The sequence below is a fragment of the Bacillus sp. 9.4 genome (assembly GCF_055486415.1).
Genome location: NZ_JBVFMU010000003.1, coordinates 630824 through 657167 on the forward strand (window position 1 = coordinate 630824; position 26344 = coordinate 657167).

At 44.0% G+C, this 26344-nt stretch carries 32 protein-coding genes; 12 read left to right on the top strand and 20 right to left on the bottom strand.

The annotated features are described in order from the left end of the window. Nucleotides 1-49 precede the first annotated feature (49 nt). Nucleotides 50-475, bottom strand: a complete 426-nt coding sequence (gene fabZ / locus ACZ07B_RS15155) for a 3-hydroxyacyl-ACP dehydratase FabZ (RefSeq protein ID WP_003221796.1) — start codon at nt 473-475, stop codon at nt 50-52. Nucleotides 476-666: 191 nt separating this feature from the next. Here fabZ and rapD point away from each other — a divergent pair, with 191 nt between their 5' ends. Continuing rightward, nucleotides 667-1731: an aspartate phosphatase RapD gene (gene rapD, locus ACZ07B_RS15160; RefSeq protein ID WP_014481149.1), complete on the top strand. Its 1065-nt coding sequence runs from the start codon at nt 667-669 to the stop codon at nt 1729-1731. A gap of 22 nt (nt 1732-1753) precedes the next feature. Here the strand turns inward: rapD and flhP are convergent, their stop codons facing one another. The 5 genes from flhP to ACZ07B_RS15185 form a co-directional block, all read right to left on the bottom strand. Beyond that, a complete protein-coding gene (flhP, locus tag ACZ07B_RS15165; protein ID WP_119899871.1) occupies nt 1754-2563 on the bottom strand; it encodes a flagellar hook-basal body complex protein FlhP in 810 nt (269 codons plus the stop codon). A gap of 32 nt (nt 2564-2595) precedes the next feature. Next, the gene (flhO, locus tag ACZ07B_RS15170; protein ID WP_464877382.1) at nt 2596-3408 is read right to left on the bottom strand and encodes a flagellar hook-basal body complex protein FlhO; all 813 of its coding nucleotides are present in this window, start codon (nt 3406-3408) and stop codon (nt 2596-2598) included. Nucleotides 3409-3571: 163 nt separating this feature from the next. Further along, the gene (mbl, locus tag ACZ07B_RS15175) at nt 3572-4573 is read right to left on the bottom strand and encodes a cell shape-determining protein Mbl (RefSeq protein WP_003227776.1); all 1002 of its coding nucleotides are present in this window, start codon (nt 4571-4573) and stop codon (nt 3572-3574) included. Between the two features lie 165 nt (nt 4574-4738). Beyond that, nucleotides 4739-5020, bottom strand: coding sequence for a sporulation transcriptional regulator SpoIIID (gene spoIIID, locus ACZ07B_RS15180; protein WP_003221804.1), 282 nt, complete (start codon nt 5018-5020; stop codon nt 4739-4741). Nucleotides 5021-5034: 14 nt separating this feature from the next. Continuing rightward, on the bottom strand, nt 5035-5145 hold the full coding sequence (locus ACZ07B_RS15185; RefSeq protein WP_010886628.1) for a protein usd: 111 nt from the start codon (nt 5143-5145) through the stop codon (nt 5035-5037). A gap of 224 nt (nt 5146-5369) precedes the next feature. Between ACZ07B_RS15185 and ACZ07B_RS15190 the strand changes: the two genes are divergently transcribed. The 3 genes from ACZ07B_RS15190 to ACZ07B_RS15200 all read left to right on the top strand — a co-directional run bounded on the left by ACZ07B_RS15190 (nt 5370) and on the right by ACZ07B_RS15200 (nt 7693). Then, complete coding sequence (locus tag ACZ07B_RS15190; RefSeq protein WP_003227771.1) at nt 5370-5783, top strand: MarR family winged helix-turn-helix transcriptional regulator; 414 nt, start codon at nt 5370-5372, stop codon at nt 5781-5783. 21 nt (nt 5784-5804) lie between these two features. After that, the gene (locus ACZ07B_RS15195) at nt 5805-6995 is read left to right on the top strand and encodes an MFS transporter (protein WP_003227769.1); all 1191 of its coding nucleotides are present in this window, start codon (nt 5805-5807) and stop codon (nt 6993-6995) included. Nucleotides 6996-7408: 413 nt separating this feature from the next. Continuing rightward, nucleotides 7409-7693, top strand: a complete 285-nt coding sequence (locus ACZ07B_RS15200) for an LCI fold-containing protein (protein WP_041521437.1) — start codon at nt 7409-7411, stop codon at nt 7691-7693. 250 nt (nt 7694-7943) lie between these two features. Here the strand turns inward: ACZ07B_RS15200 and ACZ07B_RS15205 are convergent, their stop codons facing one another. The 5 genes from ACZ07B_RS15205 to ACZ07B_RS15225 form a co-directional block, all read right to left on the bottom strand. Further along, nucleotides 7944-9350 carry a right-handed parallel beta-helix repeat-containing protein gene (locus tag ACZ07B_RS15205; RefSeq protein WP_464877383.1) on the bottom strand — a complete coding sequence of 469 codons (1407 nt, stop codon included), beginning with the start codon at nt 9348-9350 and terminating at the stop codon, nt 7944-7946. 104 nt (nt 9351-9454) lie between these two features. Continuing rightward, a complete protein-coding gene (gene pucI / locus ACZ07B_RS15210) occupies nt 9455-10927 on the bottom strand; it encodes an allantoin permease (protein WP_033884927.1) in 1473 nt (490 codons plus the stop codon). Nucleotides 10928-11105: 178 nt separating this feature from the next. Next, nucleotides 11106-12464, bottom strand: coding sequence for an MFS transporter (locus ACZ07B_RS15215; protein ID WP_464877409.1), 1359 nt, complete (start codon nt 12462-12464; stop codon nt 11106-11108). Further along, nucleotides 12464-13033 carry a hydrolase gene (locus ACZ07B_RS15220; protein WP_464877384.1) on the bottom strand — a complete coding sequence of 190 codons (570 nt, stop codon included), beginning with the start codon at nt 13031-13033 and terminating at the stop codon, nt 12464-12466. The genes ACZ07B_RS15215 and ACZ07B_RS15220 overlap by 1 nt, the downstream gene beginning before the upstream one ends. Nucleotides 13034-13216: 183 nt before the next feature. Further along, nucleotides 13217-13681 (bottom strand): hypothetical protein, encoded by a 465-nt coding sequence (locus ACZ07B_RS15225; protein WP_003244424.1) that lies wholly within the window; start codon nt 13679-13681, stop codon nt 13217-13219. A 282-nt stretch (nt 13682-13963) separates the two neighbouring features. Here ACZ07B_RS15225 and amtB point away from each other — a divergent pair, with 282 nt between their 5' ends. The 3 genes from amtB to bcrC all read left to right on the top strand — a co-directional run bounded on the left by amtB (nt 13964) and on the right by bcrC (nt 16302). Next, nucleotides 13964-15178, top strand: coding sequence for an ammonium transporter AmtB (amtB, locus tag ACZ07B_RS15230; RefSeq protein WP_003227757.1), 1215 nt, complete (start codon nt 13964-13966; stop codon nt 15176-15178). An 11-nt stretch (nt 15179-15189) separates the two neighbouring features. Beyond that, on the top strand, nt 15190-15540 hold the full coding sequence (locus tag ACZ07B_RS15235; protein WP_003221829.1) for a P-II family nitrogen regulator: 351 nt from the start codon (nt 15190-15192) through the stop codon (nt 15538-15540). A 180-nt stretch (nt 15541-15720) separates the two neighbouring features. Continuing rightward, a complete protein-coding gene (bcrC, locus tag ACZ07B_RS15240; protein WP_003243362.1) occupies nt 15721-16302 on the top strand; it encodes an undecaprenyl-diphosphate phosphatase BcrC in 582 nt (193 codons plus the stop codon). A 40-nt stretch (nt 16303-16342) separates the two neighbouring features. Here the strand turns inward: bcrC and ACZ07B_RS15245 are convergent, their stop codons facing one another. Together ACZ07B_RS15245 and spoIIQ are read right to left on the bottom strand one after the other, a co-directional pair. After that, nucleotides 16343-16765 (bottom strand): VanZ family protein, encoded by a 423-nt coding sequence (locus ACZ07B_RS15245; RefSeq protein ID WP_017696032.1) that lies wholly within the window; start codon nt 16763-16765, stop codon nt 16343-16345. A 110-nt stretch (nt 16766-16875) separates the two neighbouring features. Further along, the gene (gene spoIIQ, locus ACZ07B_RS15250; RefSeq protein ID WP_014481160.1) at nt 16876-17748 is read right to left on the bottom strand and encodes a stage II sporulation protein spoIIQ; all 873 of its coding nucleotides are present in this window, start codon (nt 17746-17748) and stop codon (nt 16876-16878) included. Between the two features lie 140 nt (nt 17749-17888). Here spoIIQ and ACZ07B_RS15255 point away from each other — a divergent pair, with 140 nt between their 5' ends. The 3 genes from ACZ07B_RS15255 (at nt 17889) to ACZ07B_RS15265 (ending at nt 19185) form a co-directional block, all read left to right on the top strand. Continuing rightward, nucleotides 17889-18380 (top strand): GNAT family N-acetyltransferase, encoded by a 492-nt coding sequence (locus ACZ07B_RS15255; RefSeq protein WP_072181891.1) that lies wholly within the window; start codon nt 17889-17891, stop codon nt 18378-18380. Beyond that, on the top strand, nt 18377-18895 hold the full coding sequence (locus tag ACZ07B_RS15260) for a DUF5362 family protein (protein WP_464877385.1): 519 nt from the start codon (nt 18377-18379) through the stop codon (nt 18893-18895). The genes ACZ07B_RS15255 and ACZ07B_RS15260 overlap by 4 nt, the downstream gene beginning before the upstream one ends. Nucleotides 18896-19053: 158 nt before the next feature. Continuing rightward, nucleotides 19054-19185, top strand: coding sequence for a hypothetical protein (locus tag ACZ07B_RS15265; RefSeq protein ID WP_129092768.1), 132 nt, complete (start codon nt 19054-19056; stop codon nt 19183-19185). Here the strand turns inward: ACZ07B_RS15265 and ACZ07B_RS15270 are convergent. Continuing rightward, nucleotides 19182-19616, bottom strand: a complete 435-nt coding sequence (locus ACZ07B_RS15270; RefSeq protein ID WP_015251026.1) for a YwnF family protein — start codon at nt 19614-19616, stop codon at nt 19182-19184. The two genes, ACZ07B_RS15265 and ACZ07B_RS15270, sit on opposite strands and share 4 nt — an antisense overlap. A gap of 241 nt (nt 19617-19857) precedes the next feature. Here ACZ07B_RS15270 and cls point away from each other — a divergent pair, with 241 nt between their 5' ends. Beyond that, nucleotides 19858-21306: a cardiolipin synthase gene (gene cls, locus ACZ07B_RS15275; RefSeq protein ID WP_003243311.1), complete on the top strand. Its 1449-nt coding sequence runs from the start codon at nt 19858-19860 to the stop codon at nt 21304-21306. A gap of 20 nt (nt 21307-21326) precedes the next feature. Here cls and mta read toward each other — a convergent pair whose 3' ends face one another. After that, complete coding sequence (mta, locus tag ACZ07B_RS15280) at nt 21327-22100, bottom strand: transcriptional activator Mta (RefSeq protein ID WP_464877386.1); 774 nt, start codon at nt 22098-22100, stop codon at nt 21327-21329. A gap of 144 nt (nt 22101-22244) precedes the next feature. On the opposite strand from mta, the gene ACZ07B_RS15285 reads away from it, so the two are divergent. After that, nucleotides 22245-22628 (top strand): DUF5362 family protein, encoded by a 384-nt coding sequence (locus tag ACZ07B_RS15285; RefSeq protein ID WP_003227738.1) that lies wholly within the window; start codon nt 22245-22247, stop codon nt 22626-22628. A gap of 34 nt (nt 22629-22662) precedes the next feature. Here the strand turns inward: ACZ07B_RS15285 and ACZ07B_RS15290 are convergent, their stop codons facing one another. The 5 genes from ACZ07B_RS15290 to ureA form a co-directional block, all read right to left on the bottom strand. Continuing rightward, on the bottom strand, nt 22663-23304 hold the full coding sequence (locus ACZ07B_RS15290; RefSeq protein ID WP_003227736.1) for an NAD(P)-dependent oxidoreductase: 642 nt from the start codon (nt 23302-23304) through the stop codon (nt 22663-22665). A 67-nt stretch (nt 23305-23371) separates the two neighbouring features. Next, nucleotides 23372-23773 carry an Rrf2 family transcriptional regulator gene (locus tag ACZ07B_RS15295; RefSeq protein WP_003227734.1) on the bottom strand — a complete coding sequence of 134 codons (402 nt, stop codon included), beginning with the start codon at nt 23771-23773 and terminating at the stop codon, nt 23372-23374. Between the two features lie 134 nt (nt 23774-23907). Next, nucleotides 23908-25617 (bottom strand): urease subunit alpha, encoded by a 1710-nt coding sequence (ureC, locus tag ACZ07B_RS15300; protein ID WP_086344415.1) that lies wholly within the window; start codon nt 25615-25617, stop codon nt 23908-23910. After that, nucleotides 25614-25988, bottom strand: coding sequence for an urease subunit beta (gene ureB, locus ACZ07B_RS15305; RefSeq protein WP_003227726.1), 375 nt, complete (start codon nt 25986-25988; stop codon nt 25614-25616). Before ureB ends, ureC begins: the two co-directional genes overlap by 4 nt. Further along, on the bottom strand, nt 25985-26302 hold the full coding sequence (gene ureA / locus ACZ07B_RS15310; protein ID WP_003227724.1) for an urease subunit gamma: 318 nt from the start codon (nt 26300-26302) through the stop codon (nt 25985-25987). Before ureA ends, ureB begins: the two co-directional genes overlap by 4 nt. Nucleotides 26303-26344 lie beyond the last annotated feature (42 nt).

A 26344-nucleotide genomic window follows, 5' to 3' on the forward strand; every position in this document is an offset into this window, starting at 1 on the left:
TGTAAAGAAAAAAAGACAAATGTGCCGCTGGCCATCTGCCTTTTTTCAATTATTCTCCGAGGGCAAAAGTCAGTTCTACTTCGCAAACGACTTCGCCATCAACTGTGGCAACGCCTTTTCCGCGCCCGATTGTGCCGCGGGCACGAATGATTTCAACCTCAAGGTGAAGCTGGTCACCAGGCTTGACTTGTTTTTTAAAGCGGCAGTTATCAATGCCTGCAAAAAAAGCCAGTCTGCCGCGGTTTTCTTCTTTAATCAACATCGCAACAGCTCCGACTTGAGCGAGTGCTTCTACGATTAATACGCCGGGCATAACCGGGTACTGAGGAAAATGTCCGTTAAAGAACTCTTCATTAGCGGTTACATTTTTATAGCCTTTTGCCCGTTTGCCCTCTTCAACTTCCGTAATCCGATCCACAAGCAAAAACGGATAACGGTGAGGAATAATTTCTTTAATTTGCTGAGTATCAAGCATTGTCTTGACATCTCCTTCATCTGCATTAGTATGTATAGCAATCATCAAAGATCCAATCTGTACATTTGAAAAGTATATTATGAATTAATCTCTTTTTCAACCGCGCTAAAATGTAACCAACTGTCAATGAGAGCCGTCAAAAGTTATGATATGATAATTATAGATTTTACCAATAGCAAAGAGGTAGGAAAATGATTTCGAAGTTTATTGAAAAAAGAATGCTAAACATGTTAGACGAGTGGTATTCCGCAATGAGCAAACGCAAAATGAATCACGTTTGCACACTGAAAGAGAAAATTGATCAGCACCTTCCAAAGATCAAAAAGAACACAAAACTTTGGATGCGTTATCAATTGTTTCAGGCCCGCCATCAGCTGCTTTTTGAAAACCAGAACGGACTCGATTCATTGTTCGATGACCTATATGGCCTGGAAGACAAAATGGATGATGAATTGAAATATTATCTGTATTTTTTCTCTGGGTTATATGAGATGGTAAAAACAGCTCCGAAACATGCAGTACATCATTTTAAAAAAGCTGAACAGTACCTGGCCGCCATTCAAAATACGTTTGAAGCCGCTGATTTATATTATCAAACCGCCGGCGCCTATTACTTGATGAAATCACCGCCGCTTTCCATCCAATACGTCAAAAAAGCATTACACATCTATTTGCACCAATTCGGCTATATCAAAAAGGTAATCACCTGTAAACTTTTGCTCGCCGTGAATTATATTGATCAAGAACGCTATGAAAAAGCTGAACAGCTTTTCAAAGAAATCATTAAGAAAACCCAGCAACTACATGACGAAAACCTGCTATGCCACGCTTATTATAACCTTGGCTTTTTAAAAGCGACCGAGAAAAAAGACCAGGAAGCGCTTCTTTACTTTAGAAAAGTATTAAAGAATCAAGAATTTGAAATGAATTCACCAGTCTCATATCTTCATTGTGTGTACGAGTCTGTCAGAGCGCTTTTTAAAACAGGAAACATCACAGAAGCTAAAGCCGTCCTTCAAAAAGGAAAAGAATTATCTGAAAAGGTAGACATTCAAACCATTTATTTAAAATTAAAAACGCTTGAAGCCCTCTACACCTCAGTGGAAGATCCCTATGAGCAGCTGCTCGAATATGTGCTTGAATTAGAAAAAATCGAGGCGTGGGTGGATTTAGAAGTGCTGTTAGAAGATATTACGGAATACTACAAAAAAAAGGACGATTTCGAAAAAGCCGCTTTTTTTATCATGCGCGGCTGATTGAAAAACGCCCATTTTCTTATTATCTGACTGAATTGATTAAACCGAGCATTTGATCTCCCATTGTGATCGTTCTGCTGTTCAGCTGATATGAACGCTGGGACGTGATCAAATCTGTCATTTGTTCTGAAATATCGACATTGGACATCTCAAGTGAGCCCTGCTGCATGCCGATGTTTTGTCTATTAGCGCCGTTCAGCTCTTCAAAAGCTGCCGCATTATCAATAGAGAAAAGGTTATCCCCTTCCGATTTCAGCTCTTGAGGGTTATTCACTTGGACAACGCCAAGATTAAACCGCTGAACCGCGTTTCCGTCAGATGCGGTTAAGGTGCCGTTCTTATTGATGGTGATATTCTTCATTGAGCTGTCGATGTTCACTGTATTGCCGTTCTCATCAAGTACGGGATACCCATTTCCAGTGACGAGCTGCAGCTGGTTGGCATTATTGGCTGAAGGCGTTAAATATAATGCTCCGTCTCTCGTATACTGGCGGTTTCCATTTACATTTACCTGAAGATACTGGTATGGAGACGTAAATGCGATATCCAGATCGCGATCGGTCTTCTGAATGCTTCCTTGATCAGAGACTAGGCGTGAATTCATCATCGCTCCGACGCCAAGGCGCAAGCCGGGCGGCGTTTTTCGGGCTTTTGCCACTTCCTCGTTTTTTTCATCAACCTGATCGAATTGCTGTCTGACAAGCTCAGAAAAATTCGTATCTTTTGCCTTATAGCCGGTTGTGTTGCTGTTTGAAAGGTTGCTGCTGATTGTGTCAATCTGCTGCTGCAGCTGGTTTAAGGTTGTTGATGCCGTTAGCATTGACCTGAGCATAGTTGATATCCCCCGTTTTTTCTTCCGTTATCTTAAATTTTTCCGATTTCATTTGCTGCTTTATCCATACTTTTATCGTAAGCCTGAATAACCTTCTGATTCGCCTCAAACGATCTGTACGCTTCAGTCATTTCTGTATAGGCGCTTGTCACATCCACGTTTGAAAGCTCTGAGACGCCTTGTTTTAATGAATAGGATACCTGATTGTTTCCGGCTGCGCTTGGCAGATCATTACCGTCCGCCGTGCTGTACAAATCATTTCCGTCCCGTTTGAGAGTGCGGACATCTTCCGCCATTCTGACATCAATCTGGCCGGCTGTGCGTCCGTTCGTTGTCACAGTACCGTTTTCAGACACAGTAAAATCCTCATTATCAACAGTGATTGGCTGGCGATCCGTCGATAAAATAGGGCGTCCGTTGATCGTCAGCTGGTTGTTCTCATTTAGTGAAAATGTGCTGCTTTTTGAATAACGGATTCCATCCGCTGTTTGAACCGGATAAAAAAGAGCAGCTTTTTCATTGGTTTCTGCATTCATCGGAACTTGATTTTCGATCAATGCAATGTCTGTAGGCTGATCTGTGGACTTCAGGCTTCCCTGTGTGAAGAGAGGCTTGAGCTCCTGCATATATACTCCGGTATTCACGGAACCGATTTCCGTCCTCGATGTCCCGGCCGGAGATTTTGATTCTATTCTGCTGAGCAGCATCTCAGGGAACGCGCGCATCGAGCCTTGATCAGCTTTATATCCTGATGTATTTGCGTTAGCAATATTATTTGAAAGCATTTCCGTTCTTCGCTGCTGGGCAATCATAGCGGATGTTGCTGTATATAATCCTTTTAACAAATTTCCCACCTCTAAAAATGGCATTTTTTCCAGTTGTCATATAGGAACGTTCGTTCTATAATAAAAACTCAGTATTTTATCCTATTATCGTCATTTAACATCTTTTCGTGAAGGCTTTTTCATAAAAAAACCTCATTCTTTTTGCAGAATGAGGTTTGTGAAATCAGCTTAGTTTGCGTTTAGGAAGCTTGTCCATATTATCAAGCATGACACCTGTGCCGATGGCTACGCAATCCATAGGATTTTCAGCAACGAGGACCGGTACCTTCAGCTCTTCAGCAAGCAGCTGGTCAAGGCCGTTTAAGAGCGCGCCTCCGCCGGTAATAATAACGCCGCGGTCAATAATATCAGCAGAAAGTTCAGGCGGTGTTCTTTCGAGCACTTGTTTCGCAGCCTGAACAATAACAGCGACAGATTCACGAAGGGCTTCTTCAACTTCTTTACTGTTTACTGTAATTGTTCTTGGAAGACCGGAAACCATGTCCCGTCCGCGAATGGAAATTTCCTCGTGACGTGCGTCTGGGAAAACAGTTGCGACTTTAATCTTAATATCCTCCGCAGTACGTTCGCCGATCAGCAGCTTGTACTCGCGTTTGATATAATTTAAGATTTCCATGTCAAACTTGTCCCCAGCCATTTTAATAGAAGAGGAGGTGACAATATCGCCCATTGAAATAACCGCGATATCCGTCGTCCCGCCTCCGATGTCTACAACCATGTTACCGCTTGGCTGGAATATTTCCATACCCGCGCCGATAGCGGCAACTTTAGGTTCTTCTTCAAGGTACACATGTTTCCCGCCGCTTTTTTCTGCAGCTTCTTTGATTGCTTTTTGCTCAACGGATGTAATATTCGTCGGGCAGCAAATGAGCATGCGCGGCTTTGAGAACAGGCCTTTTACATTCAGCTTGTTAATAAAATGTTTCAGCATTGCTTCTGTTACTTCAAAGTCAGCAATAACTCCGTCTTTCAGCGGGCGAATCGCAACAATATTCCCAGGTGTACGTCCAACCATTCGTCTTGCCTCTTCGCCAACCGCCAGCACTTTGCCGCTGTTTTTATCAAGTGCAACAACGGAAGGTTCATTCAGAACAATTCCTTTACCTTTAACATGGATCAGTACATTTGCAGTACCGAGGTCAATACCAATATCCCTTGCAAACATCTATTTATATCCTCCTTGAAAATCTGTTTCACAGTAAATATCCACATTGTGCCCTAATTATATATATTATCATAAAATATAGAAAAAAAGTTGGAAGCACAATAAGTTCTTTACAAATTTTTGCGGATGTTTTATGAACGATTTCAAGAAGGCAATGCCAGGTGATTACGATTGCTGAACAGGCTCTCCTTCGAGAATTTCATCTTTTTTATATTTGAGCTTTGTCGCTTCTCCTCCTCTTAAATGCCTGATGGATTTATGATAATCGAGTATTTCTTTCACTTCGTTTGCCAAGTCGGGGTTAATTTCAGGCAGACGCTCTGTTAAATCCTTGTGTACTGTACTTTTGGAAACACCAAATTCCTTCGCAATGACACGAACGGTTTTCTTTGTCTCCACGATGTACTTCCCTATCTTGATTGTTCGCTCTTTGATGTAATCGTGCACACCACTCGACCTCCCTAAAATGGATGTGAGAAGTGTGAAATGAGATCCGTATTCTGTAAAGAGTCGTTCATTATGCCGCTTCTTCGTTGTATGGTTTTAAAAGTAAGTTTGTGAAATATGCCCACGATCCCTCACCTCAAACACTCTCTTTGTTAGGTTTGTAACAGTGTATTAGCATTCTTTTGGGAATATGCTAAAAACTCAATAAGGACAAGGGGTGAAACGAACTTTTTCAGATTCAGCAAACTATTTCGCGTCACTAAATTTTCATCTTTACAACTATTGATCGCTCCTGTAAAATGAAATAAGCAATTAGTTACTTAGGTAAGTTTTTTAGAAGGAGACCGACATGTCCTACGTCAACAGACACCTCATTCATCAAATCAACCAAAGCGCCCGCCTGATTGCCAAGAAAGCCAATGAACAGCTAGAGCCATTCGGCCTTTATTCATCTCAATGGTCAGTTTTATATTGTTTGCGTACGATCGGACCAATGACTCAAAAAGAGATTTGGTCCTATTTAAATGTGGAAGCGCCGACTGTGACTCGGACGATCAAACGCCTGGAGGAGAACGGCTGGGTTCAGAGACGGCAAGGTGAAGACAAACGGGAAAAACTTGTTGTCCTCACAAAAGAAGCCGAGAAAAAATACGAAGAAATCAATGTGAAAATGCTGAAATTCGAGGAAGAGCTGCTTGCAGATTTCCGGGATGAAGATAAAGAAGCTTTTTCTCATTTATTCCGCATGTTTTTACAACAATGAAAATAAGGAAGTGACATACATTTGAAAAAAGCGGATGCGATATGGACCAAGGATTTTATTATGGTCCTGCTTGTCAATTTATTTGTGTTTGTGTTCTTTTATACATTTTTAACTGTATTGCCGATCTATACACTGCAAGAGCTTGGCGGCACAGAATCACAAGGCGGGCTTTTAATCAGCCTGTTCCTTCTGTCTGCGATCATTACACGGCCTTTCTCCGGAGCCATCGTTGAGCGTTTCGGGAAGAAAAGAATGGCGATTGTATCAATGGCGCTCTTCGCCCTATCATCTTTTCTGTATATGCCGATTCATAACTTTTCCCTGCTGCTCGGATTGCGGTTCTTCCAAGGGATTTGGTTCAGCATTTTAACGACTGTTACAGGTGCAATTGCCGCTGATATTATTCCAGCCAAACGGCGCGGTGAAGGGCTTGGATACTTTGCCATGTCTATGAACCTCGCTATGGCGATCGGGCCTTTCCTTGGCCTGAATTTGATGAGAGTGGTAAGCTTTCCTGTATTCTTTACAGCCTTTGCGCTGTTTATGGTTGCGGGCTTACTTGTTTCGTTCTTGATAAAAGTGCCGCAAAGTAAGGACAGCGGCACGACTGTATTCCGTTTTGCGTTCTCGGATATGTTTGAAAAGGGCGCACTCAAAATTGCGACGGTCGGTTTGTTTATTTCTTTCTGTTATTCAACAGTCACATCATATCTGTCTGTATTCGCCAAATCAGTTGACCTTTCCGATATCAGCGGATATTTCTTTGTTTGCTTTGCGGTGACAATGATGATTGCGCGCCCGTTCACAGGGAAATTGTTCGACAAAGTCGGACCGGGCATTGTCATTTACCCATCAATCCTGATTTTCTCTGTTGGACTCTGCATGCTGTCCTTCACACATAGCGGCTTAATGCTTCTGCTTTCAGGGGCGGTTATCGGTCTTGGCTACGGATCAATCGTTCCTTGCATGCAAACATTGGCGATTCAGAAATCTCCGGCTCACCGCTCCGGTTTTGCAACGGCAACGTTCTTTACCTTCTTTGACAGCGGAATTGCTGTAGGATCGTATGTATTCGGATTGTTTGTAGCATCTGCCGGCTTCTCTGCCATTTATTTAACAGCGGGGCTGTTCGTTTTAATTGCCCTGCTCCTCTACACGTGGAGCCAGAAAAAACCTGCAGAGGCTGAAGGAAAAGTGTCTATTGCAGAATAACTTGTCAGACTGCCGGGAAATCCCGGCAGTCTTTTTTACATATAAAAAACGGCGCCCTCTTAGAGAACGCCGCCAGCCTGAGGCAGCTATGGTGCTCCCTTTTTTCATGTCATAATAATTGAGATTCTTCAACACTAAATTAGCTTGTTAGAAACATATGTACTTTGAGAGAAAACACTTCTGACTCCTTCGTATCACTTCATTTCAGAATCGTGACAATATGATTTTACGTTCAAACCAAACTAAATCCTGTAAATTATTTTATAAGTGATAGAATCAATAAGTGAAACGGTGAGTATTGATTTATTAAAATTCCTTTTTATTACAAAATAGTATTTAAGACCCTTCAAATAGAGGGTTATCCCTCTTATAATTAAGATGTATTACAAAATTTGGGAATGGAGATGATTCACATGAAATTGAGAAGGACAATTACTGGAGTTGCTTTATCTTTAGGATTGCTTTTACCTGTTTCTGGACAAGCTCTTGCTATAAATGATTCAACGGATGGGGATATGCGTACGAAGGCTACTTCAATTGTAGATTGTTCTATAACTCCATTCAAAGGCGCAAGTAATAGATTATGTATGTATTCAGATAATGGCGCTTTTGCAAATAGTTTTGATCGTTTTGGTACTACATTTTACTTTAAAGGCAAAGCTGGAAATTATGCATATTATGAAAGTGCAAGTAGATAAGACAACGGGGGCTTTTAGCCCCTCAGACTGAGAGAACATCTCGACAAGAGCGCAGCTTTGCAGCATGGGTTTCGCTACGGCCGATTGAGGGGAAAACAAAACGTAAGTGGCAAGTTCTTCTCCCATCTGCATGTCAGAACATGAAAAAGTTCATTCATCATACATGAGCTAAAAATAAAAAAATTGTAGAAAAACATGAGTTTCTCTACAATCTGACGGCGCTCTCTTAGAGAACGCCGCTTATGGCATATTATTCAATGACTTTCCGCGCAGGTGAATCAGGATCTAACGAAAAATCATAGGACGCTTCATCACGAAACATCGGGTCGGCATAAATGGATTGCTGATCGTTTTTTGTTGCTTTTCGATACGACGAAAATGAATCATATTCTTTCTTTTTCCACATCCATATGCCGTCTTGATCCGCTTCCTTGTGGTACACGTTATGATTGACCGTATTTCCTTCATTTTCTGTAAAATCGTTTCCGATAAATAATCTGGAATCACCGGCCGTCAATATATTCTTTTCAATTGTGTTGTTTTTCGTATCGTACTGCAGCAGCAGCTGTCCGCCGTACAGTCCCTTTGTGTCATTCCGGTACATAATATTGCGGGCAATCAGAGAATTGCTGGTGCCGCCCCGCTTTTTGTCATATCCTCCGATTGAAATACCGGTGTACGCATTGTTGTACACTTTGTTGTCAGTGATCTGAATGGCATTTGCATACTTTCCTTTGTGTTCAGACGTTGCTTCAATCCCAATATCGTTATCGTAAACTGTGTTGTTCTTAATTTCGATCTTGTGTCCTCCATCGACATAAATCCCGCCCGCTGAGTATTCATCTCCATAAGCAGGATTGCCGTAAGTCGAGTTTTGATAAACTGTATTGTTTTCTACGATTCCGTTTCGCACGTAATCGTTTTTATCCGCGGTTCCCTCATAACCAATTAGATCGATCCCGATGTTGTTATTGTTGCGGACCACATTGCCTGCAACTGTGAAGCCGTCGATATTACCGTTCAGCACAACTGCTTCACTCGCTCCAAGCGTCAGTTTCTCAACTGTATTGTCCTCGATTTGGATGTCTTTCATGCTGCCAGTCCCATAAACTGCGATTCCGTGAGCATTTCCTTCACCCGCAGTTGTCTTAATACCCCGGATGTGATTATCCTTAATGGCGATATGACTGCTGGACCCTGATACATAAATCCCTATAGCAGTTGCTTCCTCAGATGAAACAGAAAGATCTTGAATTGTTAAACCGCTGATGGCAATGTCATGTTTATCGTGAATACGAATAAGCGGTGTTTCATATTCAGCGTTCGCAACGGATTCACCGCTAATCACGACGTTTTCATTTTCATAGTTTCGGAATGTGACAGGCTTTCCGTCCGTACCGCTGTGCTTTACATCAAGGATTTCATGATACGTGCCCTTCCGAATCATGACCGTTGTGCCGGCAGCAGCCTTCTCAGATGCGTGTGCCAATGTACGAAACGGCTTTTCTTTTGTTCCTTCATTTTGATCACTGCCATTTGGCGAAACATACAGATAATCCCTAGATCCTTCCTCATTCGCTTTTGTCTTATCATAAACGAAAGCGAGGATGACAGACGTTAAAACACCCGCCAAAAGAATAAAATACCATTTTCTCATTTTCGATTCCCATTTCGTTTTAGAATAGATTTCTAAAACAATTATAAATGTTCTATTTATGGAAAACCATTCAAAAATATGAAAATATACCATCTAAATAGATCTTATTCTGCCTGGCGGACCTGCGCAGGTTCAACCGTTTCAATTGCCAATGATGCAGGCGGGTGAACACGCATCAGAACAATATAGAAAAGAAAGGAAATCAGCACACCTACAAACCAAGAAATATCGTATAAGCTCTTCAATACAGGAACATACATGCCAATCAGCGAAATCAGCGCTCCTAACATTGTGGCTGCAAACGCACGGTAATTGTAGCCCTTCCAATACACATACCGTCCTGTTTCGGAATACAGGTCATCTACCGAGAGCTCACGTTTGCGAATGATAAAATAGTCGGCCATCATCACGCCTGCCACCGGTCCAAGCATGCCGCCTATTAAGCCAAGAAACGCATACACGCTTGTCGCGCTCTCCATCAGCTTCCATGGAACCGTAAATAAAGCGAGCAACGCTGTGATAAAGCTGCCACGTTTGAAATTGATATATTTCGGCAGGGCATTCGCTATATCATAAGCGGGCGATACGATGTTCGCCGCGACATTTACAGAGATCGTGGCGATGCAGAGTGTGATCACGGACAAGACGATGACATAAGGGTTATCAAACCGCGCCAAAATATCGACAACATCCCAAATCGGCTCTCCGAACGCGACCTGCGAGCCGGAGGTCACCGTAATACTTGCGAATGCGAAAAGCGCAAACGTTCCCGGCAAGCCGTAAAATTGTCCTTTGATTTGCTCTTTTTGTGTTTCAGCAAACCGTGTAAAATCAGGTATATTTAAGATCAATGTCGCCCAGATGCCAATGATGCCAGTAACTCCGGCAGCAAACGGCCAGAATGTTTCTGAAAACGTATGAAACTTTCCTGGCTGAGAGTATATCGGGCCCAATCCTCCGGCAATATCAACGGCCCACCATACCATGCCGCCAAATACCAGATATACTAAAGGCCCTGCCCACACCTCAAAACGTTTAATCGACTCCATGCCGTGATGCAATACGAGTAAATGAATGGCCCAAAAGAATACAAAGGAAAGCAAACCGGACAAGTGAATGCCGAGAATGTTCCACTCGCCGCCAATTTCTCCCCAGCCTGGCCACATATTCAAAAGCAAAATGTTCAGTGCCGTGCTGCCCGCAAAGGTCTGGATGCCAAGCCACATGATCGCTGTAAACGCCCTTAGAAGCGCGGGGATATTCGCGCCGTATATCCCGTAAGAAGCCCGAATGATCACGGGAAACGGCAGCCCGTATTTTGTCCCCGCATGGCCGTTTAAGGCAAGAGCGCCAAATAGGATAAGTGATGCCGTAATAATGATCGCCAGCACCTGCCAAGGCGAAAGGCCGATCGCAATTAATCCTCCCACGGTCGCGTAGGTCGGTATGTTATGTATACATCCCATCCAAATGGAGGCAAAGTTCATTGCTTTCCACGTCCGTTTTTCCTGTCCCAAAGGCACCAGATCTTCATTGCTCAGCCTGTTGGATTGCTGCTGACTCTCTTTTAATTTCATAGCCGGCTCCCCTTTCCATATTGTCTATATGTCATCACGTTATGTTTTTTGACATTAGATGTCACTTAATATAACTGAAGAGTCAGACAATAACACTGGCTATGATATACAATTTTCCCGTTTGTATTTGAACAGCTTAAACAAGAAAAAGAGACAGACCTCAGAGCCCGTCTCTTTCTTAAGATGCAGTTTTCATTAATGCAGCAAATCTCACAGCCATTAACAGGCTTGCTCCGCCCGCTATGATCATAATGATTCCCATCATATCAAAATGGGCTGCCGTGATTTCTTTACCAAAAAGAATGCCAAGGATCACCGAAGACAAAATCGACCCTAGGTAACGGCAGGTTTGAAACAGGCCTGAAGTCGTTCCTACCATGTTGGAAGGACTCGTTTTCAGCATCGCTGCCTGAAGCGCGACATTTCCCAGTCCGTAGCCTATACCCAAGAGCGATAGAATGAGGCCTTTCCCAATGGTCTCGACATTGATAAAAAAGATGGTTAAGAGCACGGCTCCAGCCGTCATCAAAAGCGCTCCCGCAAAGATCGGCTTGACGACACCAGATCGGTCGATCCATTTGCCAGTTAAAGGTGACACAACGATGCTCATTCCAGACATAAACAGCATAAACAGGCCGCTCGTTTGAACAGAAAGATGCATTTCATCCTGAAAGTAACTTGGCAGACCAAAAAATAAACAATAGAAGAAAACATTCAATAAAATAAACTGAACATACACGGCTGACAGGTTTCGCTGTGTTTGAAACAGACGGACATCAATAAACGGCTTATCCGTTTTCAGCTCGCGCCAGACAAACGCACAGAGCAGAAGCAAGCCAAGCACACCTTCAACCGCATGCGGCGACGTGCTGAACGACAGCAAAAAGGATAGAAGGAAAATGATTCCCCCGGCAAATAAAACAATTCCAAGAATGTCGAGCTGCTGAATAATGGTTTTGATTCCTGCCCCTTTTTTCTGATCTTTCGGGAACATATACAGGCCCAATAAGAAGCTGAGGATAATAAACGGCAAATTAACGATAAAGATCGCCGGCCAGCCTCCCCATACAATCAAAAAACCGCCGACTGTCGGCCCCAGCGCCGTCATGGCGGACGCAAAAATAGAGAGTACAGCCAAGGCTGAAGCTTGGCGCTCATGAATATGATTCCGAATCAAGCCGACACCTGACGGATAAATCGCGCTGCTCCCCACCGATTGAAACAGCCGCATGACCAATAATGTCATAAACGTCGGCGCAAACGGCGCCCCGATGGCAGAAACCGCAACAAGAATAAGCCCGAATAAAAACAAGCGTTTCCGCCCAATCAAATCACCGAGCTTTCCCGTAACCGGCTGTGCTACGGCACTCGCCAAGTAAAACGAGGAAATCAGCCAGGAAACCGTTGTAAACGAGAGGTGAAACTCATGCTGGATGCTATGGAGCGCAAGAGAGATCATAGACGAGTTCAGCGGATTCAGCATTGTTCCCGAAGCCACCGCTGTTAAAAAAACAGCCCGGCTTTTTTTCGACAACATCATTTCACTTGTTCCAGAAACTCTTCCGTCGTTCGCGATTTACCGATTCTCGGGAAAATAAAGCGCAGTGTGGCTTCATGCTCTTCATCGCTAAATGTGGACATGGCATCTGTAATAAAAATCTGCTGATAGCCAAGCTGAAATGCCTCCCGTGCTGTGCTTTCCACCCCGATATTCGTTGCGATGCCGCACAATACAATCGTATCAATGCCGCGGCGTCTGAGCTGCAAGTCTAAATCTGTGCCAAAAAAAGCACCCCATTGCCGTTTTGTCACAGTATAATCGCCATCCTGCACACCGATTTCCGGAACAAATTCGGCCCAGTCCGCCGGCATTTTCCCTGAACCTCTCTGCGCAGGCTCATCCGTTTGCGGCTTCAGGGCGTCCGCTCCATCATGAAAGGCTACATTTACAAAGCTGATGAACCCGTTATGTTTCCGAAATTCATCTACGAGCTTTTTCGCGTTCGGGACAACCTGGCCGCTTTGATCAATCGGCACAATTCCCTTTTGTAAATCAATGATAACCAATGCTGTTTTTTGAAAATCAATGTTGAGTGTATTCATCATACGTCTCCTCCTGATACTGTTAGTGTTTCTCACATTGCATATTTTACTCTTCACACTGCCTAAGTTCTTTTATGATGCTTGTGAAATTCTCAGAAGGAGCGTTTTCTCATGATTTTTCTTTTATGTAGTAGTAACAGGTTGTGCATACGAACAAACCGGCAAGCACAGTAATCATAAGGGGCGTCATCGCTTCATCACCTGCCTGCTGTCTATCGGTTCCTGCCTGAAAATGCCCATGAATTTGCGGCGGTCCATCCAAAGCAGGATAAGACACATAACCATTAATATCGTGCTAAGATCCTGCACGCCAATATCAAAACAATAGTTAATCAAGACGATGTTCACAATAATGGGCATAAAAATAACCGCCCCTAATGCAGCCGTTCGCGGAATCAGTAATAAAACAGCTGCCAGGATTTCACCAAAACCTATAAACAGTTCATAGACATGAGAATAACCGAAAAATGTCCACGCGATCGTAAACCCCTTCCCGGCAGCCGCCTCGATTTCAGGCGTCACCTCGCCAAACTGGCCAATTACCACTTTCGCCAGACCGTACACGAAAAAATTAAAGGCTAAAAACAATCGGAACGTCGCGGGAATCGACTTGCGTACCGCTTTCCTCAGCCTGCCGCCTTTATTCATCATACATCCCCCTCAGTGTATTATTTGATATAGTACACTTAATACAGTATAGAGTATTCTAATTAATGTCAATTCCCTTTTCAGCTCATATGAATAGCTTCTTTTATAGATACAAAGTCTTATATCGCAAAAAAATGCCATTCTCCTTCCTTTCCGTCCCTCGATAACATTCCTTAAAAACCATGTCAGGAAATCTTACATTAAAATGTTTTATCATTCTTTTTTCTCTATAATGAAGAAATATAATAATTGCTTTTTATTCTGAAAGATACGGAGGAATGAGACATGCAAATGGGCGATACAGTTTTTATGTTCTTTTGCGCTTTACTCGTGTGGCTGATGACCCCGGGATTAGCGTTATTTTATGGAGGAATGGTAAAGAGCAAAAATGTGCTGAGCACTGCCATGCACAGTTTCTCTTCCATTGCCATCGTTTCCATCGTTTGGGTGCTGTTCGGATATACACTTGCCTTCGCACCAGGCAATTCAATCATCGGCGGGCTGGAGTGGGCAGGCCTCAAAGGGGTCGGATTTGATCCGGGAGATTACAGCGATACCATTCCCCACTCGTTATTTATGATGTTCCAAATGACGTTCGCCGTTCTGACTACAGCGATTATTTCCGGGGCTTTCGCAGAGCGGATGCGATTCGGCGCTTTTCTTTTATTCTCGGTTTTATGGGCCTCTTTGGTTTACACACCCGTAGCGCACTGGGTATGGGGCGGCGGCTGGATCGGCCAGCTTGGAGCGCTCGATTTCGCCGGCGGCAATGTTGTTCATATTTCCTCCGGTGTGGCAGGACTTGTTCTTGCCATTGTGCTAGGCAAACGGAAAGACGGCACAGCGTCTTCTCCGCATAACCTCATTTACACCTTCTTAGGAGGAGCTTTGATTTGGTTCGGCTGGTTCGGCTTTAACGTCGGCAGCGCTTTGACTTTAGATGGTGTAGCCATGTACGCGTTCATCAACACAAACACCGCGGCTGCAGCCGGGATCGCCGGCTGGATCTTAGTAGAATGGATCATTAACAAAAAACCGACAATGCTCGGAGCGGTATCTGGCGCAATCGCCGGACTTGTCGCAATTACGCCGGCTGCCGGATTTGTCACACCGTTCGCTTCTATTATTATCGGCATCATCGGCGGAGCTGTTTGTTTCTGGGGAGTATTCTCGCTTAAAAAGAAATTCGGATACGACGACGCGCTTGACGCCTTTGGCCTGCACGGGATCGGCGGCACATGGGGCGGAATCGCAACAGGATTATTCGCAACAACCTCTGTTAACTCAGCGGGCGCAGATGGGTTATTTTACGGTGATGCAAGCTTAATCTGGAAACAAATCGTCGCCATCGCCGCCACTTATGTTTTTGTATTTATTGTCACTTTCGTTATTATTAAAATTGTAAGCCTCTTCCTTCCCCTTCGCGCAACCGAAGAAGAAGAGTCACTTGGGCTTGACTTAACGATGCACGGGGAAAAAGCATATCAAGATTCTATGTGAGGAGTGACGCTATGAGCGGTCAAATGTTCAAGGTAGAAATTGTAACGCGTCCGGCAAATTTTGAAAAGCTGAAGCAGGAACTCGGAAAAATCGGAGTGACCTCTCTGACTTTCTCCAATGTACACGGCTGCGGCCTTCAAAAAGCACATACGGAGCTCTATCGAGGGGTAAAAATAGAAAGCAATGTATACGAGCGTTTAAAAATAGAAATTGTGGTCAGCAAGGTTCCTGTTGATCAAGTAACTGAGACCGCTAAAAGGGTGCTGAAAACGGGATCACCGGGTGACGGTAAAATATTTGTCTATGAAATCAGCAATACGATCAACATCCGCACAGGCGAAGAAGGACCTGAAGCACTTTAATATCGGTACGAGATTCGGACACTCCGGATCTCTTTTTTTGTGCACAGAATCCCCCCAGAAACCGCGATTCCTCTTCGAATTCTCTTCAAGTGCCGTTATTTCAGACAATCTCTATTTTTATTTGAAACTTTTCATGAGTAAGATTAGTCTACTAAATATAAAAATGTAAAAGGTGATTATTTGAACTACGAAATTTTTAAAGCAATCCATGGACTATCTCATCACAATTCGGTTCTCGATTCCATTATGGTCTTCATCACGGAATATGCCATTGTCGCCTATGCCCTTATCCTATTGGCAATCTGGCTGTTTGGGAACACACAAAGCAGAAAACATGTGCTATACGCAGGCATCACAGGAATTGCAGGCCTTGTGATCAACTATTTGATTACGCTTGTTTATTTCGAACCGCGCCCGTTCGTTGCGCATACAGTGCATACACTGATTCCGCATGCTGCGGATGCTTCATTTCCAAGTGACCACACGACAGGTGCATTAGCGATTTCTATTGCGATGCTTTTCAGAAACCGCAAAATCGGCTGGCCGCTTGTCATTTTTGGGCTTTTGACAGGCTTTTCGAGAATTTGGGTGGGACATCACTATCCGGTAGATGTATTGGGCAGCCTCGTTGTCGCCATCATTATCGGGTTCCTTTTCTTTAGATTTTCAGATCTGCTTCGCCCGTTCGTCGATTTGGTCGTGAGGATCTATGAAGCTATTATCAATAAACTGACGAAAAAACCAACCGATCAAAATTTCTAAGAAAGACAAAAGCCGGCGTCTTTAACCAAGACAGCCGGCTTTAATATTTCTCATACATCTCTTGTTTTCTTCGCTTCGCCAACACATATAAACCATAAAACAATCCAATACCAACAGCATCGATAAGCACATCCCGAATACAACCGTTCCTGCTGAAGAAGAGCTGAAGAACTTCTGTAAAAAAAGCAAACGCAAATGAGCCGGCTGAAGCTGATCTTATGCTGCCCCGCTGTTTCCACAGCAAATATGTCAGCACAAAGAAGGAAAACGCATGTCCGATTTTTTGAATAAACGCTTCAGGGACAGTAAGCTCAGTAAAATCCATAACTAAAAATTGAGACAGATCAGGGTACGGCTGAAAATGAAAAGCCACCGTTTGCGATACGACCATGCCGCTGAAGCTTTCCGTACAGACAGAAAGCAGGATAAAAAAGATCCAGCCTGCGAGCAATAGGCGGTTCATGACATAACCTCCTTTATAACGTACGTGTTTACATGTAACTACATAGACGGTAAAACAAAGCAAAAAGTAACAGAAAAAAACGCCCATCACAAGGATAGACGTTTTCTTCATTAAGACTGTTCAGTGTCTTCTGTTGTGCTGCTTTCTTTGGAACCAGATTTGTCAGTTGAATCATCCTTTTTCTCACCGGATTTTTCTTCTGTTCCTTTTTCAGTTGATCCGTCCTTTTTCTCGGAAGATTGCTGAATGGATTCTTCTGTTTCTTGGGTGGCAGCTTTTTCTTCAGCAGCTGCTGCTTTTTCAATAGAAGAAACTGGTTTGTCCATAAAGTTTAACGGATTCATTGCGACCCCATCTTTACGGATTTCAAAGTGCACGTGGTTTCCGCTGTCTTCACTGTAAAGGTTCTTGCCAGATTTTCCGATCACTTGATTTTGTTTTACTTTGTCACCTTGCTCAACGCTTACTTCGGAAAGAGATTGATACACAGTCGATAAACCGTCGGCATGTTCTACTTCCACAACATATCCCAGCACTGGATCTTTTTCAGCTTTAACAACCGTACCGCTCAGAGAAGCAGAGACATCGAAATCTTTTCCGTCTTTCTCAGCTAAGTCAATTCCTTTGCTTAGGCTGTACGTGTTATTATAGGTAACGAGTGCTGCTTCTTTCTCTTCTTTTGCGGCATCGGTTTCATAGAACTTTTTCACAACAGAAACGTTTTCAGAATCAACAACCGGCATTGCGACATTTTCCATTGACTTTCCTACTTCAACTGCATCGTCGTTGTTGTCATATGCGGAGTTTCCGCCGTTATCAGCTAACTGATCCTTTACCTCATCATTTGATACTGATTGATACCAAAGGACAGCTGTTAAAATGACGGCCGCACTGACTAAGTAAATTGCAGGGAACACCCAGCGTTTACGAAAAAACTGCTGAAGTTTTTTGACTTGAGAAGTTTTCTTTTCTTCCTCTCTCATTGTTTCATCACCTCAGCAACATTCTGAACACTTTTCTGAAAATATATACACCTATCCAAAAAACTTTTTTAGATGTAGTTTGCGCAGACTGTTACGAAAATATGTCATTTTTTTGAGAGGAGTGCCAAAAACGTATGAACATGACATTGCGCCTTGCTGAACATAAAGACTTGGAGGCTGTTGTTGCGATTTATAATTCAACGATTGCTTCTCGAATGGTAACAGCCGATACCGAACCGGTAACTCCTGAAGACCGGATGGAATGGTTTTTGGGACATACAGAGGCACGCCCGCTCTATGTGGCCGAGGACGAAAACGGAAACGTCGCTGCCTGGATCAGCTTTGAAACATTTTATGGAAGGCCAGCCTATAATAAAACAGCGGAGGTCAGCATATACATTGACGAAGCATGCCGCGGCAAAGGCGTTGGATCATATTTGCTTCAGGAAGCGCTCCGCATTGCGCCGGATCTTGGCATCCGCTCACTTATGGCCTTCATTTTCGGGCATAATAAACCAAGCCTGAAGCTGTTTGAAAAGCACGGGTTTGCAGAATGGGGACTATTCCCCGGCATCGCCGAAATGGACGGAAAAAGATACGATTTAAAAATTTTAGGGAGAGAGCTTTCATGATTAGTCTGGATAAAGATGAAAACGAAATTGAAAATCATAATGAAGAAAATAGCCTCGTTGAAGAGGAGACTGCACCTGTTGAACAGGAGACCCGCCAGCTGAGCGCCTCCGCTGTCAAGTCGCTATCCGACATTGCCAAGTGGGGCAAAATTTCTGGCATCTTGTTAATCATTATGGGATCGCTGGTCACTCTGACCGCCTTGATGACAGTGATTGGCGCCATCCCGGGCGTACTGCTCATTATTTCAGGCGTATTTTTGATGCGCTCAGCAAAAGCAGCCGCGGAAGCCGACGGAACTCTTACCGGCGCCGCGGGTGAAAGCATGCTTGAGAACTATGGAACGTTTATTAAAATGCAGCTGTTTTACGCAGCATCCAGTATCGCCATGGGCCTGATTGGCATCATTTTGGCCATTTTCTTGCTGGTGATTATCGGCATAGCCGCTTATGAAAACACCGATACGTATGAAGATCCGGATTCCTATTATTATGAGGATGATCCGGTGTTTGAATAATGATGAGACAGGACAGGGCATGAGTTCCATATAAACGGAACCATGCCTATTTTATTTGACTATTCAAAGCAGGCCGGCGTAAACACCAAATCCTGAAGCAAGCATACAATAGACATCTCTAGTAGTGGAAATCAACAAAGCAACGCTGTTACCCAGAAATGAATATCCAAAAAACGGATGAAGTCGGAATCAATCCGAAACCGCACTTTTTATTTCGGGTGTCTGCATGCAAAAAAACACACCCGGATCGTCTGGAAAATCCCAGAAATCCGGGTGCATCTCTTCTTTAATACATTTTTTTGCGTCTGTCTTCCTCAGTCAAAAATTCAACAAAACTCCGCATCGCAAAAGGCTCTTCCTTTATTTGTCGTGCGTAGGAGCTTTTCCGCTCTTCTGAAAGGATTTCGCTCTTTTTGATCCTGTTCAGCATATAGATGTGAACCGTTTTTTGGATTTGTTTATGCTGATAGCCTGCCTCTTTAAAAAATGCGAGCCCGAGCGCCGCCAAAATGGCGAATATGCCTGCGCTGATCAGGGACTCCCTGTCAGCTGAAGCATGAAATAGAAAAGCAGCTAAATTAAAGAGAGAGAATGCAGCAAGCGGAATAGCAAGAAAACGGTAAATGACGGTTTTTTTCATGAAAGGCTGTACGGCCTTTTGAATTTTTTGCATTTCTGTTTTGATGAACCCCGGCATTTGTTCGACTCTGTAAAAGTTCATATAATCCTCCCCCTTTATTTGATGTTTCAAGCTTCACGAACGTTACATATGTGTTTATTTTAACGCAGGTGCAAGCTGGTTTTAAAGAAATCTGCCCGTATTTTTCACGAAGAATCTGGATCGCCGCTCTTTATTCTTTTAAAATGTGAGTGTTATAATTTGTAATGGGAATCAGATCACTGTTATTCATGGAATACTAATGGCAATCTTCTTGATAAATATGAATGAGCGGGGTTACAAAGTGAGTATTTCTTCCATCCTTTTATCACTTTTTTTCATTTTAAATATTCTTTTGGCCATCATTGTCATCTTCAAAGAACGGCGCGATGCCAGTGCATCTTGGGCGTGGCTGCTTGTTCTTTTCTTTATTCCCGTTTTAGGCTTTATTTTATACTTATTATTCGGCCATAATCTCAGACGCAAGCATTTGTTTCAATGGGAAGACCGGAAAAAGATTGGAATTGAAAGGCTGCTGAAGCATCAGCTTGAAGATTTAGAAACCAAGCAATTTCAGTTTAACAACCGGGCAACCTTTGATAACAAAGATTTAATTTATATGCTGATTATGAATAACCATGCTGTGTTTACAGAGGATAATTCAGTTGACGTCATTACAGATGGACGGGATAAATTTCAGCGGCTGCTGAGTGACATTTCAAAGGCTAAGGATCATATCCATTTACAGTATTATATTTATAAAGGCGATGAATTAGGCAAAAAATTGCGGGACGCTCTCATCCAAAAGGCGAAAGAAGGTGTTCAGGTCAGAGTGCTTTATGATGAACTCGGGTCCAGAACGCTGAGAAAAAAGTTTTTTAAAGAGCTTCGCGAGGCTGGCGGGCATGTAGAGGTCTTTTTCCCGTCAAAGCTCAGGCCGATTAACCTGCGGCTGAATTACCGGAACCATCGAAAGCTTGTGATCATAGACGGTATGACCGGTTATGTCGGAGGCTTTAACGTCGGAGATGAGTATCTAGGGCTTAATCCGAAATTCGGTTATTGGCGGGATACGCATATCCGGCTGCAAGGAACGGCCGTACACGCCATCCAAACACGGTTCATCCTTGACTGGAACCAAGCTTCTCATCACCATACGCTGACATATATTCCAAATCACTTTCCTGATTACGGCCCAAAAGGCAACGTCGGGATGCAGATTGTCACAAGCGGCCCTGATTCGGAATGGGAACAAATTAAAAATGGCTACATCAAAATGATTTCGAACGCCAAGCGTTCCATTTTGATACAAACACCTTATTTTATCCCAGATGCAAGCCTGCTGGATGCTTTAAGGATCGCTTGCCTTTCGGGCATTGACGTTAACATTATGATTCCGAACAAGCCCGATCATGCCTTTGTATACTGGGCAACACTTTCGTATATCGGCGATCTGCTGAAAGCCGGAGCCACTGTCTATATTTACGATAACGGCTTTATTCACGCGAAAACCATCGTGGTGGATGACGAAATCGCTTCAGTCGGCACAGCGAACATTGATGTCCGAAGCTTCAGGCTGAATTTTGAGGTTAATGCATTTATATACGATATCACCATTGCTAAAAAACTGGTTTCAACTTTTAAAGAAGATTTGCTAGTATCCAGAAAATTCACCTATGAGGAGTATCTGCAGCGCCCGTTGTGGATTCGAATAAAAGAATCCGTCTCGCGGCTGTTGTCGCCGATCTTATAAGATGCGAAAACCCCCGGCCTTTACGGCCGGGGGTTTTTCTGATGGTCACAGTAAATGATGATCGCCTCCCGCAAAAAAGCGGCAAGACCTTCTCCATATTGATTGATTGAATCGGTAAATCGCTCGTCAGTGATATACACTTCCCCGAGTCCTCTGAAAATGTCGAGTGTGCAATCGTAATGATATTGGCAAATATGATCGCGAAATGCCCCCACTGCGGCCTGAACCTCTGCATCATCGGGCCCATGCTTCATTCGCGCCGCAATTCGTCTGTAAATCGAATCAAATTCAGCCATGATCGTGCGCCAATCATCTGCCGAGTATGCAGATGTCCTTTTCTCTGTTTCTTCTGCGATTTCCTTTCCATACAGCTTTCTGACTTCATCAGCGTATGTCTGCTGGTGCTCTTCAATGTCTTTCATGCTTAATCCGGCAAATAAATCCCTCTTATTCATCGTTTCCCCTCCATCAACGGACAAAAGCGTCCTGTCAATTGTTTGAATCATCTCATCCATTCTTCGTTTTTTCTTCTTCAATATCTCCTTTTGCGACTGAAGTGCCGCTTTCCGGTCAAAATTCGGATGATCCAGCATCTCTTTAATTTCATCCAAACGAAACCCGATTTCCTTGAAAAATAAAATCTGCTGCAGTCTTTCCAGGTCTGCGTCACTGTACAAACGATACCCAGCATCAGTAAGCGCTGAAGGATTCAGAAGCTCAATATTGTCATAGTGATGAAGCGTCCGAATGCTAACACCTGATATCTCCGCCACTTGTTTAACTTGATATTTCATACATAACACCTCCTCTTTTTTATCGTAAACAATCACGAAACGTTAGGGTCAATCCCCAAAATGTTATTTTCCATATACAAAACTTCTCACAAATAGTGTATAAAAGAAAAGTGAGTATTTTTTTGTAAAGGGGAGCCAGTATACATGAATCCTGAAACAATGAACAAAACCCTCATCAGCATTTCGAAATGGGGAAAAGCTACAGGCATTTTATTTATTATTATGGGCGCAATTACCGCGCTTTCAGGCGCGTTCTTTTTTCTAATCGGTGCCGTGCCAGGCGTACTGCAAATTATTTCCGGTATCTTTTTGATGAGGTCAGCTAGGGAAGCAGGCCAAATGGCTGAACACAATAGCGGACAGTCTGAAGACTTAATGCTGGAGAATTACGCGAAATTCGTAAAGATGCAAGGGATTTATTTGATCGTAAGCATTGCTGTATCCATTCTTGCGATTATCGCCTTCTTCATCTTTTTAATGCTTGGGATTGCTGACGGCCTTTTCAGCGATACGTACAGCACTTATTAATGAGAAAAACCCGGAGCTGGCTCCGGGTTTTTTATTATTCCGCTTCGCTTACCACTGTGAAGCGTTCATTTTTGTGTTCGGGATGTTCAAGCTCGTCCAACACGGCAATGGCATAATCTGCATAGCTGATATAGCTGTCGCCTTTTGCATTTACGATGACATTGTCTTTTCCTTTTTGGTAAGAGCCAGTCCGTTTTCCTGCTGGATCAAAAAATGCCGCAGGACTGAGGAACGTCCAGGAAATGGAGTCTGTCTGCTGCAAATCTTTCAGGTTCTCGCCTTGATTTGATGCGGTTGGCAAATATTCTTTCGGAAATTCCGGCGTATCCATTAAACGGGTTGTTTTGGCTTCATCAACAAACAGGCTTCCCGCTCCGCCAACAACAAGCAATCTTGTGTGCTTCGCGTCCTTTAAAATGCTGATGAGTGCTCTTCCTGCTTCAACATGAAGATGTTCTTGGCCGGGTGCTGCTCCAAAAGCGTTTACGACCGCGTCGAAAGGCTTGATGTCTTCCGCAGTCAGTTCAAACACATCTTTTTCCAAAATCGCTACGTCTTGCTCCTGCACTTTTGAAGCGTTTCTGACGATGGCTGTCACTTCATGGCCTCTTTTTTTCGCTTCTTTCAAAATCTCGTTTCCCGCTTTCCCGCTTGCGCCTATAATACCAATTTTCATTTTTCATTTCCTCCTTATTTGTAACAATTTTAGTTACATGTTAGCGGTGAGAAGTCATCCCTTTTGATTAAAAGAGATGATTCATAACATCTTTTAATGACTTGCTCGCCAGTTCATTTTCCATCGCTCTTTGCACACTTTCAAACGTTTCATCCAGAGCGTTCTGAATTTTTTTCCCTACCGGACATTTCGGATTCGGGTTTTCATGAACCGCAAAGAGTTCTTCTTGCTTTTGGACAGCCCGGTACACTTCTAAAAGAGAAATATCAGCAGGATCTTTTTTGAGGCTTGCACCCGGCACCCCGGCGCGTGATGTGAGAATATCAGCTTTTTTCAGCAGGCTGATCATTCTTCGCACAACTACCGGATTCGTGTTGACACTGTCAGCAATGATTTCTGAAGATGTTTTTTCATCCATCGAGATGAGGGATAAAATATGAATGGCAACAGCAAGACGGCTGTTAATCATGTTTTTTCACCACCGTTGTAACTATAATAGTTACATTTGATTCGTTTGTCAACATCTAATATACACTAAATACATGGGTTTTGTGCACCGTTTTTAGTCAATAGAACGGCCGGATGCACTCCGGCCGCGTCTTATCAGAATAAGAAATATCTTTGTCCAAGGGGGACATAATCGACAGGCTGGCAAGACAATTCCTCCCCGTCAGCAAAGACCTGATAGGTTTTTGGATCAATCTCAATCTTCGGCAAAGCCGAATTCAGCTTCATATCCAGCTTGCTCAGCTTTCTGATATTTTTGACTGGAGAAATCCTTTTTTCCAGCCCTAAGCTTTCCGCCACACCACGCTCTATGCTTGCCTGAGACATAAATGTAATCGAGGTTGAGCGGTTGGCTTTTCCGTAAGACGCATACATTTGGCGCATGAAAACCGGTTCAGGAGTCGGGATGGACGCGTTCGGATCTCCCATTTGCGCACGTGCAATCATGCCGCCCTTTAAGACCAGTTCCGGTTTTACGCCGAAAAATACCGGGTCCCACAGAACGAGATCAGCAAGCTTCCCTTTTTCCACCGAGCCGACTTCATGGCTGAGCCCGTGCGTAATTGCCGGATTAATCGTGTATTTGGCAATGTACCGTTTTGCGCGCACATTGTCATTTCCGTTTTCGCCGGCAAGAGCGCCGCGCTGTTTTTTCATTTTATCGGCTACCTGCCATGTTCGGATGATCACTTCACCGACCCGCCCCATCGCTTGGGAATCCGATGATGTCATGCTGATCGCACCGATATCATGGAGAATATCCTCCGCGGCAATCGTCGCAGCCCTGATTCTGGAATGGCTGAACGCCACATCTTCAGGCACTTTCGCATCTAAATGGTGGCAGACCATCATCATGTCAAGATGCTCATCCATCGTATTAACGGTATAAGGAATGGTTGGCGTTGTAGATGACGGCAGAATGTTCGCATAAGAAGCGAGCCTCATAATATCCGGGGCATGGCCGCCGCCTGCACCTTCAATGTGATAAGTATGAATGACCCGGTCCCCGATCGCGTCGAGCGTGTTTTCCAAAAAGCCCGCTTCGTTAATCGTATCGGTATGGATGGCAACTTGAATATCAGCCTCGTCCACGACTTCCATACACGTTTTAATGGCGCTTGGCGTCGTGCCCCAGTCTTCATGAAGCTTAAGGCCGATGGCGCCTGCTTCCACCTGCTCGATCAGCGGCGCTTTATCGGATGCATTCCCTTTCCCTAAGAAGCCGACATTGATTGGAAACTCCTCGGCCGCTTCCAGCATCCTCGCCATATACCACGCCCCGGACGTACATGTTGTCGCTTTGCTGCCTGTTGCGGGTCCTGTTCCGCCTCCCAAAAGGGTTGTCACACCTGAAGAAAGCGCAACTTCCATCTGCTGAGGACAAATAAAATGAATGTGCGTGTCCACTCCCCCGGCTGTTAAAATTTTGCCTTCACCGGAAATCACCTCTGTCCCCGCTCCGATGACCATGTGCGGATCGACTCCATCCATGATATCAGGATTTCCGCTTTTTCCGACACCGACAATCCGGCCGTCTTTCACACCGACATCCGCTTTGACAATGCCTGTGTAATCCAATAGCACGACGTTGGTGATAACCAAATCCAAAGCGCCGTCCTTCCCTGTGATTCTGCCGTTTTGGCCCATGCCGTCGCGGATTGTTTTTCCGCCGCCAAAGATCATTTCTTCACCGTATACTGTGAAATCCTTTTCGACTTCGATCCATAAATCCGTGTCGCCCAATCTGATTTTATCGCCCGTTGTCGGGCCAAACAGTTCCGCATATTCCTCCCGTGACATTTTCATCGGATTACACCCTCCATCCAGCCGGCTTGTTTTAAGTTGGCCAACGTTTTTTCTTTGCCGCGTTCATCGATAAACGTGTCGGCCATTCCGTTCAGCCCTCTAATTGTCTTGCGTCCTCTGATTTCCACTAGTGAGACCGTTTTCTGCTCTCCCGGCTCAAAACGGACCGACGTGCCTGATGGAACATCAAGACGCATGCCGATCGCCAGCTCACGGTCAAATAATAAAGCCCCGTTGGCCTCCGCAAAATGAAAATGCGAACCGACTTGAATGGAGCGTGATCCGGTGTTTTTTACCGTTACCTCCCGTATCTCACGGCCTTCATTAATCGTAATGGTTCCCTCAGCAATTTGAAATGCTCCCGGCTTCATGACTTCACCTCCGCAGAAATTGGCTGATGTACCGTAACAAGCTTTACTCCATCCGGAAATGTGGCCTCCACCTGAATGCTGTCCAGCATCTCAGGCACACCTTCCATCACATCTTTTTCCGTTAATACATGGCGGCCGGCTTCCATCAGCTCTGCTACTCCCTTCCCATCACGTGCGCCTTCCATAATAAAGCAGGTGATATAAGCAGCAGCCTCAGGATAGTTCAACAGAACGCCCCGCGCCTTTCGCTGTTTGGCTAATTCCCCCGCTGCAAAAATGAGCAATTTTTCTTGTTCAACCGGTGTCAGTTTCATCTGTAATCCTCCTTCTTTTGTCATATAAAGCGGATGCGGTTA

Excerpts from the sequence above, each read along its gene's own strand:
- fabZ (WP_003221796.1), bottom strand. The coding sequence starts at position 475 with ATGCTTGATACTCAGCAAATTAAAGAAATTATTCCTCACCGTTATCCG.
- rapD (WP_014481149.1), top strand. The coding sequence starts at position 667 with ATGATTTCGAAGTTTATTGAAAAAAGAATGCTAAACATGTTAGACGAG.
- flhP (WP_119899871.1), bottom strand. The coding sequence starts at position 2,563 with ATGCTCAGGTCAATGCTAACGGCATCAACAACCTTAAACCAGCTGCAG.
- mbl (WP_003227776.1), bottom strand. The coding sequence starts at position 4,573 with ATGTTTGCAAGGGATATTGGTATTGACCTCGGTACTGCAAATGTACTG.
- ACZ07B_RS15190 (WP_003227771.1), top strand. The coding sequence starts at position 5,370 with ATGTCCTACGTCAACAGACACCTCATTCATCAAATCAACCAAAGCGCC.
- ACZ07B_RS15200 (WP_041521437.1), top strand. The coding sequence starts at position 7,409 with ATGAAATTGAGAAGGACAATTACTGGAGTTGCTTTATCTTTAGGATTG.
- ACZ07B_RS15205 (WP_464877383.1), bottom strand. The coding sequence starts at position 9,350 with ATGAGAAAATGGTATTTTATTCTTTTGGCGGGTGTTTTAACGTCTGTC.
- pucI (WP_033884927.1), bottom strand. The coding sequence starts at position 10,927 with ATGAAATTAAAAGAGAGTCAGCAGCAATCCAACAGGCTGAGCAATGAA.
- ACZ07B_RS15215 (WP_464877409.1), bottom strand. The coding sequence starts at position 12,464 with ATGTTGTCGAAAAAAAGCCGGGCTGTTTTTTTAACAGCGGTGGCTTCG.
- ACZ07B_RS15220 (WP_464877384.1), bottom strand. The coding sequence starts at position 13,033 with ATGATGAATACACTCAACATTGATTTTCAAAAAACAGCATTGGTTATC.
- ACZ07B_RS15225 (WP_003244424.1), bottom strand. The coding sequence starts at position 13,681 with ATGATGAATAAAGGCGGCAGGCTGAGGAAAGCGGTACGCAAGTCGATT.
- amtB (WP_003227757.1), top strand. The coding sequence starts at position 13,964 with ATGCAAATGGGCGATACAGTTTTTATGTTCTTTTGCGCTTTACTCGTG.
- ACZ07B_RS15235 (WP_003221829.1), top strand. The coding sequence starts at position 15,190 with ATGAGCGGTCAAATGTTCAAGGTAGAAATTGTAACGCGTCCGGCAAAT.
- ACZ07B_RS15245 (WP_017696032.1), bottom strand. The coding sequence starts at position 16,765 with ATGAACCGCCTATTGCTCGCAGGCTGGATCTTTTTTATCCTGCTTTCT.
- spoIIQ (WP_014481160.1), bottom strand. The coding sequence starts at position 17,748 with ATGAGAGAGGAAGAAAAGAAAACTTCTCAAGTCAAAAAACTTCAGCAG.
- ACZ07B_RS15255 (WP_072181891.1), top strand. The coding sequence starts at position 17,889 with ATGACATTGCGCCTTGCTGAACATAAAGACTTGGAGGCTGTTGTTGCG.
- ACZ07B_RS15260 (WP_464877385.1), top strand. The coding sequence starts at position 18,377 with ATGATTAGTCTGGATAAAGATGAAAACGAAATTGAAAATCATAATGAA.
- ACZ07B_RS15265 (WP_129092768.1), top strand. The coding sequence starts at position 19,054 with ATGAATATCCAAAAAACGGATGAAGTCGGAATCAATCCGAAACCGCAC.
- ACZ07B_RS15270 (WP_015251026.1), bottom strand. The coding sequence starts at position 19,616 with ATGAACTTTTACAGAGTCGAACAAATGCCGGGGTTCATCAAAACAGAA.
- mta (WP_464877386.1), bottom strand. The coding sequence starts at position 22,100 with ATGAAATATCAAGTTAAACAAGTGGCGGAGATATCAGGTGTTAGCATT.
- ACZ07B_RS15285 (WP_003227738.1), top strand. The coding sequence starts at position 22,245 with ATGAATCCTGAAACAATGAACAAAACCCTCATCAGCATTTCGAAATGG.
- ACZ07B_RS15290 (WP_003227736.1), bottom strand. The coding sequence starts at position 23,304 with ATGAAAATTGGTATTATAGGCGCAAGCGGGAAAGCGGGAAACGAGATT.
- ACZ07B_RS15295 (WP_003227734.1), bottom strand. The coding sequence starts at position 23,773 with ATGATTAACAGCCGTCTTGCTGTTGCCATTCATATTTTATCCCTCATC.
- ureC (WP_086344415.1), bottom strand. The coding sequence starts at position 25,617 with ATGAAAATGTCACGGGAGGAATATGCGGAACTGTTTGGCCCGACAACG.
- ureB (WP_003227726.1), bottom strand. The coding sequence starts at position 25,988 with ATGAAGCCGGGAGCATTTCAAATTGCTGAGGGAACCATTACGATTAAT.
- ureA (WP_003227724.1), bottom strand. The coding sequence starts at position 26,302 with ATGAAACTGACACCGGTTGAACAAGAAAAATTGCTCATTTTTGCAGCG.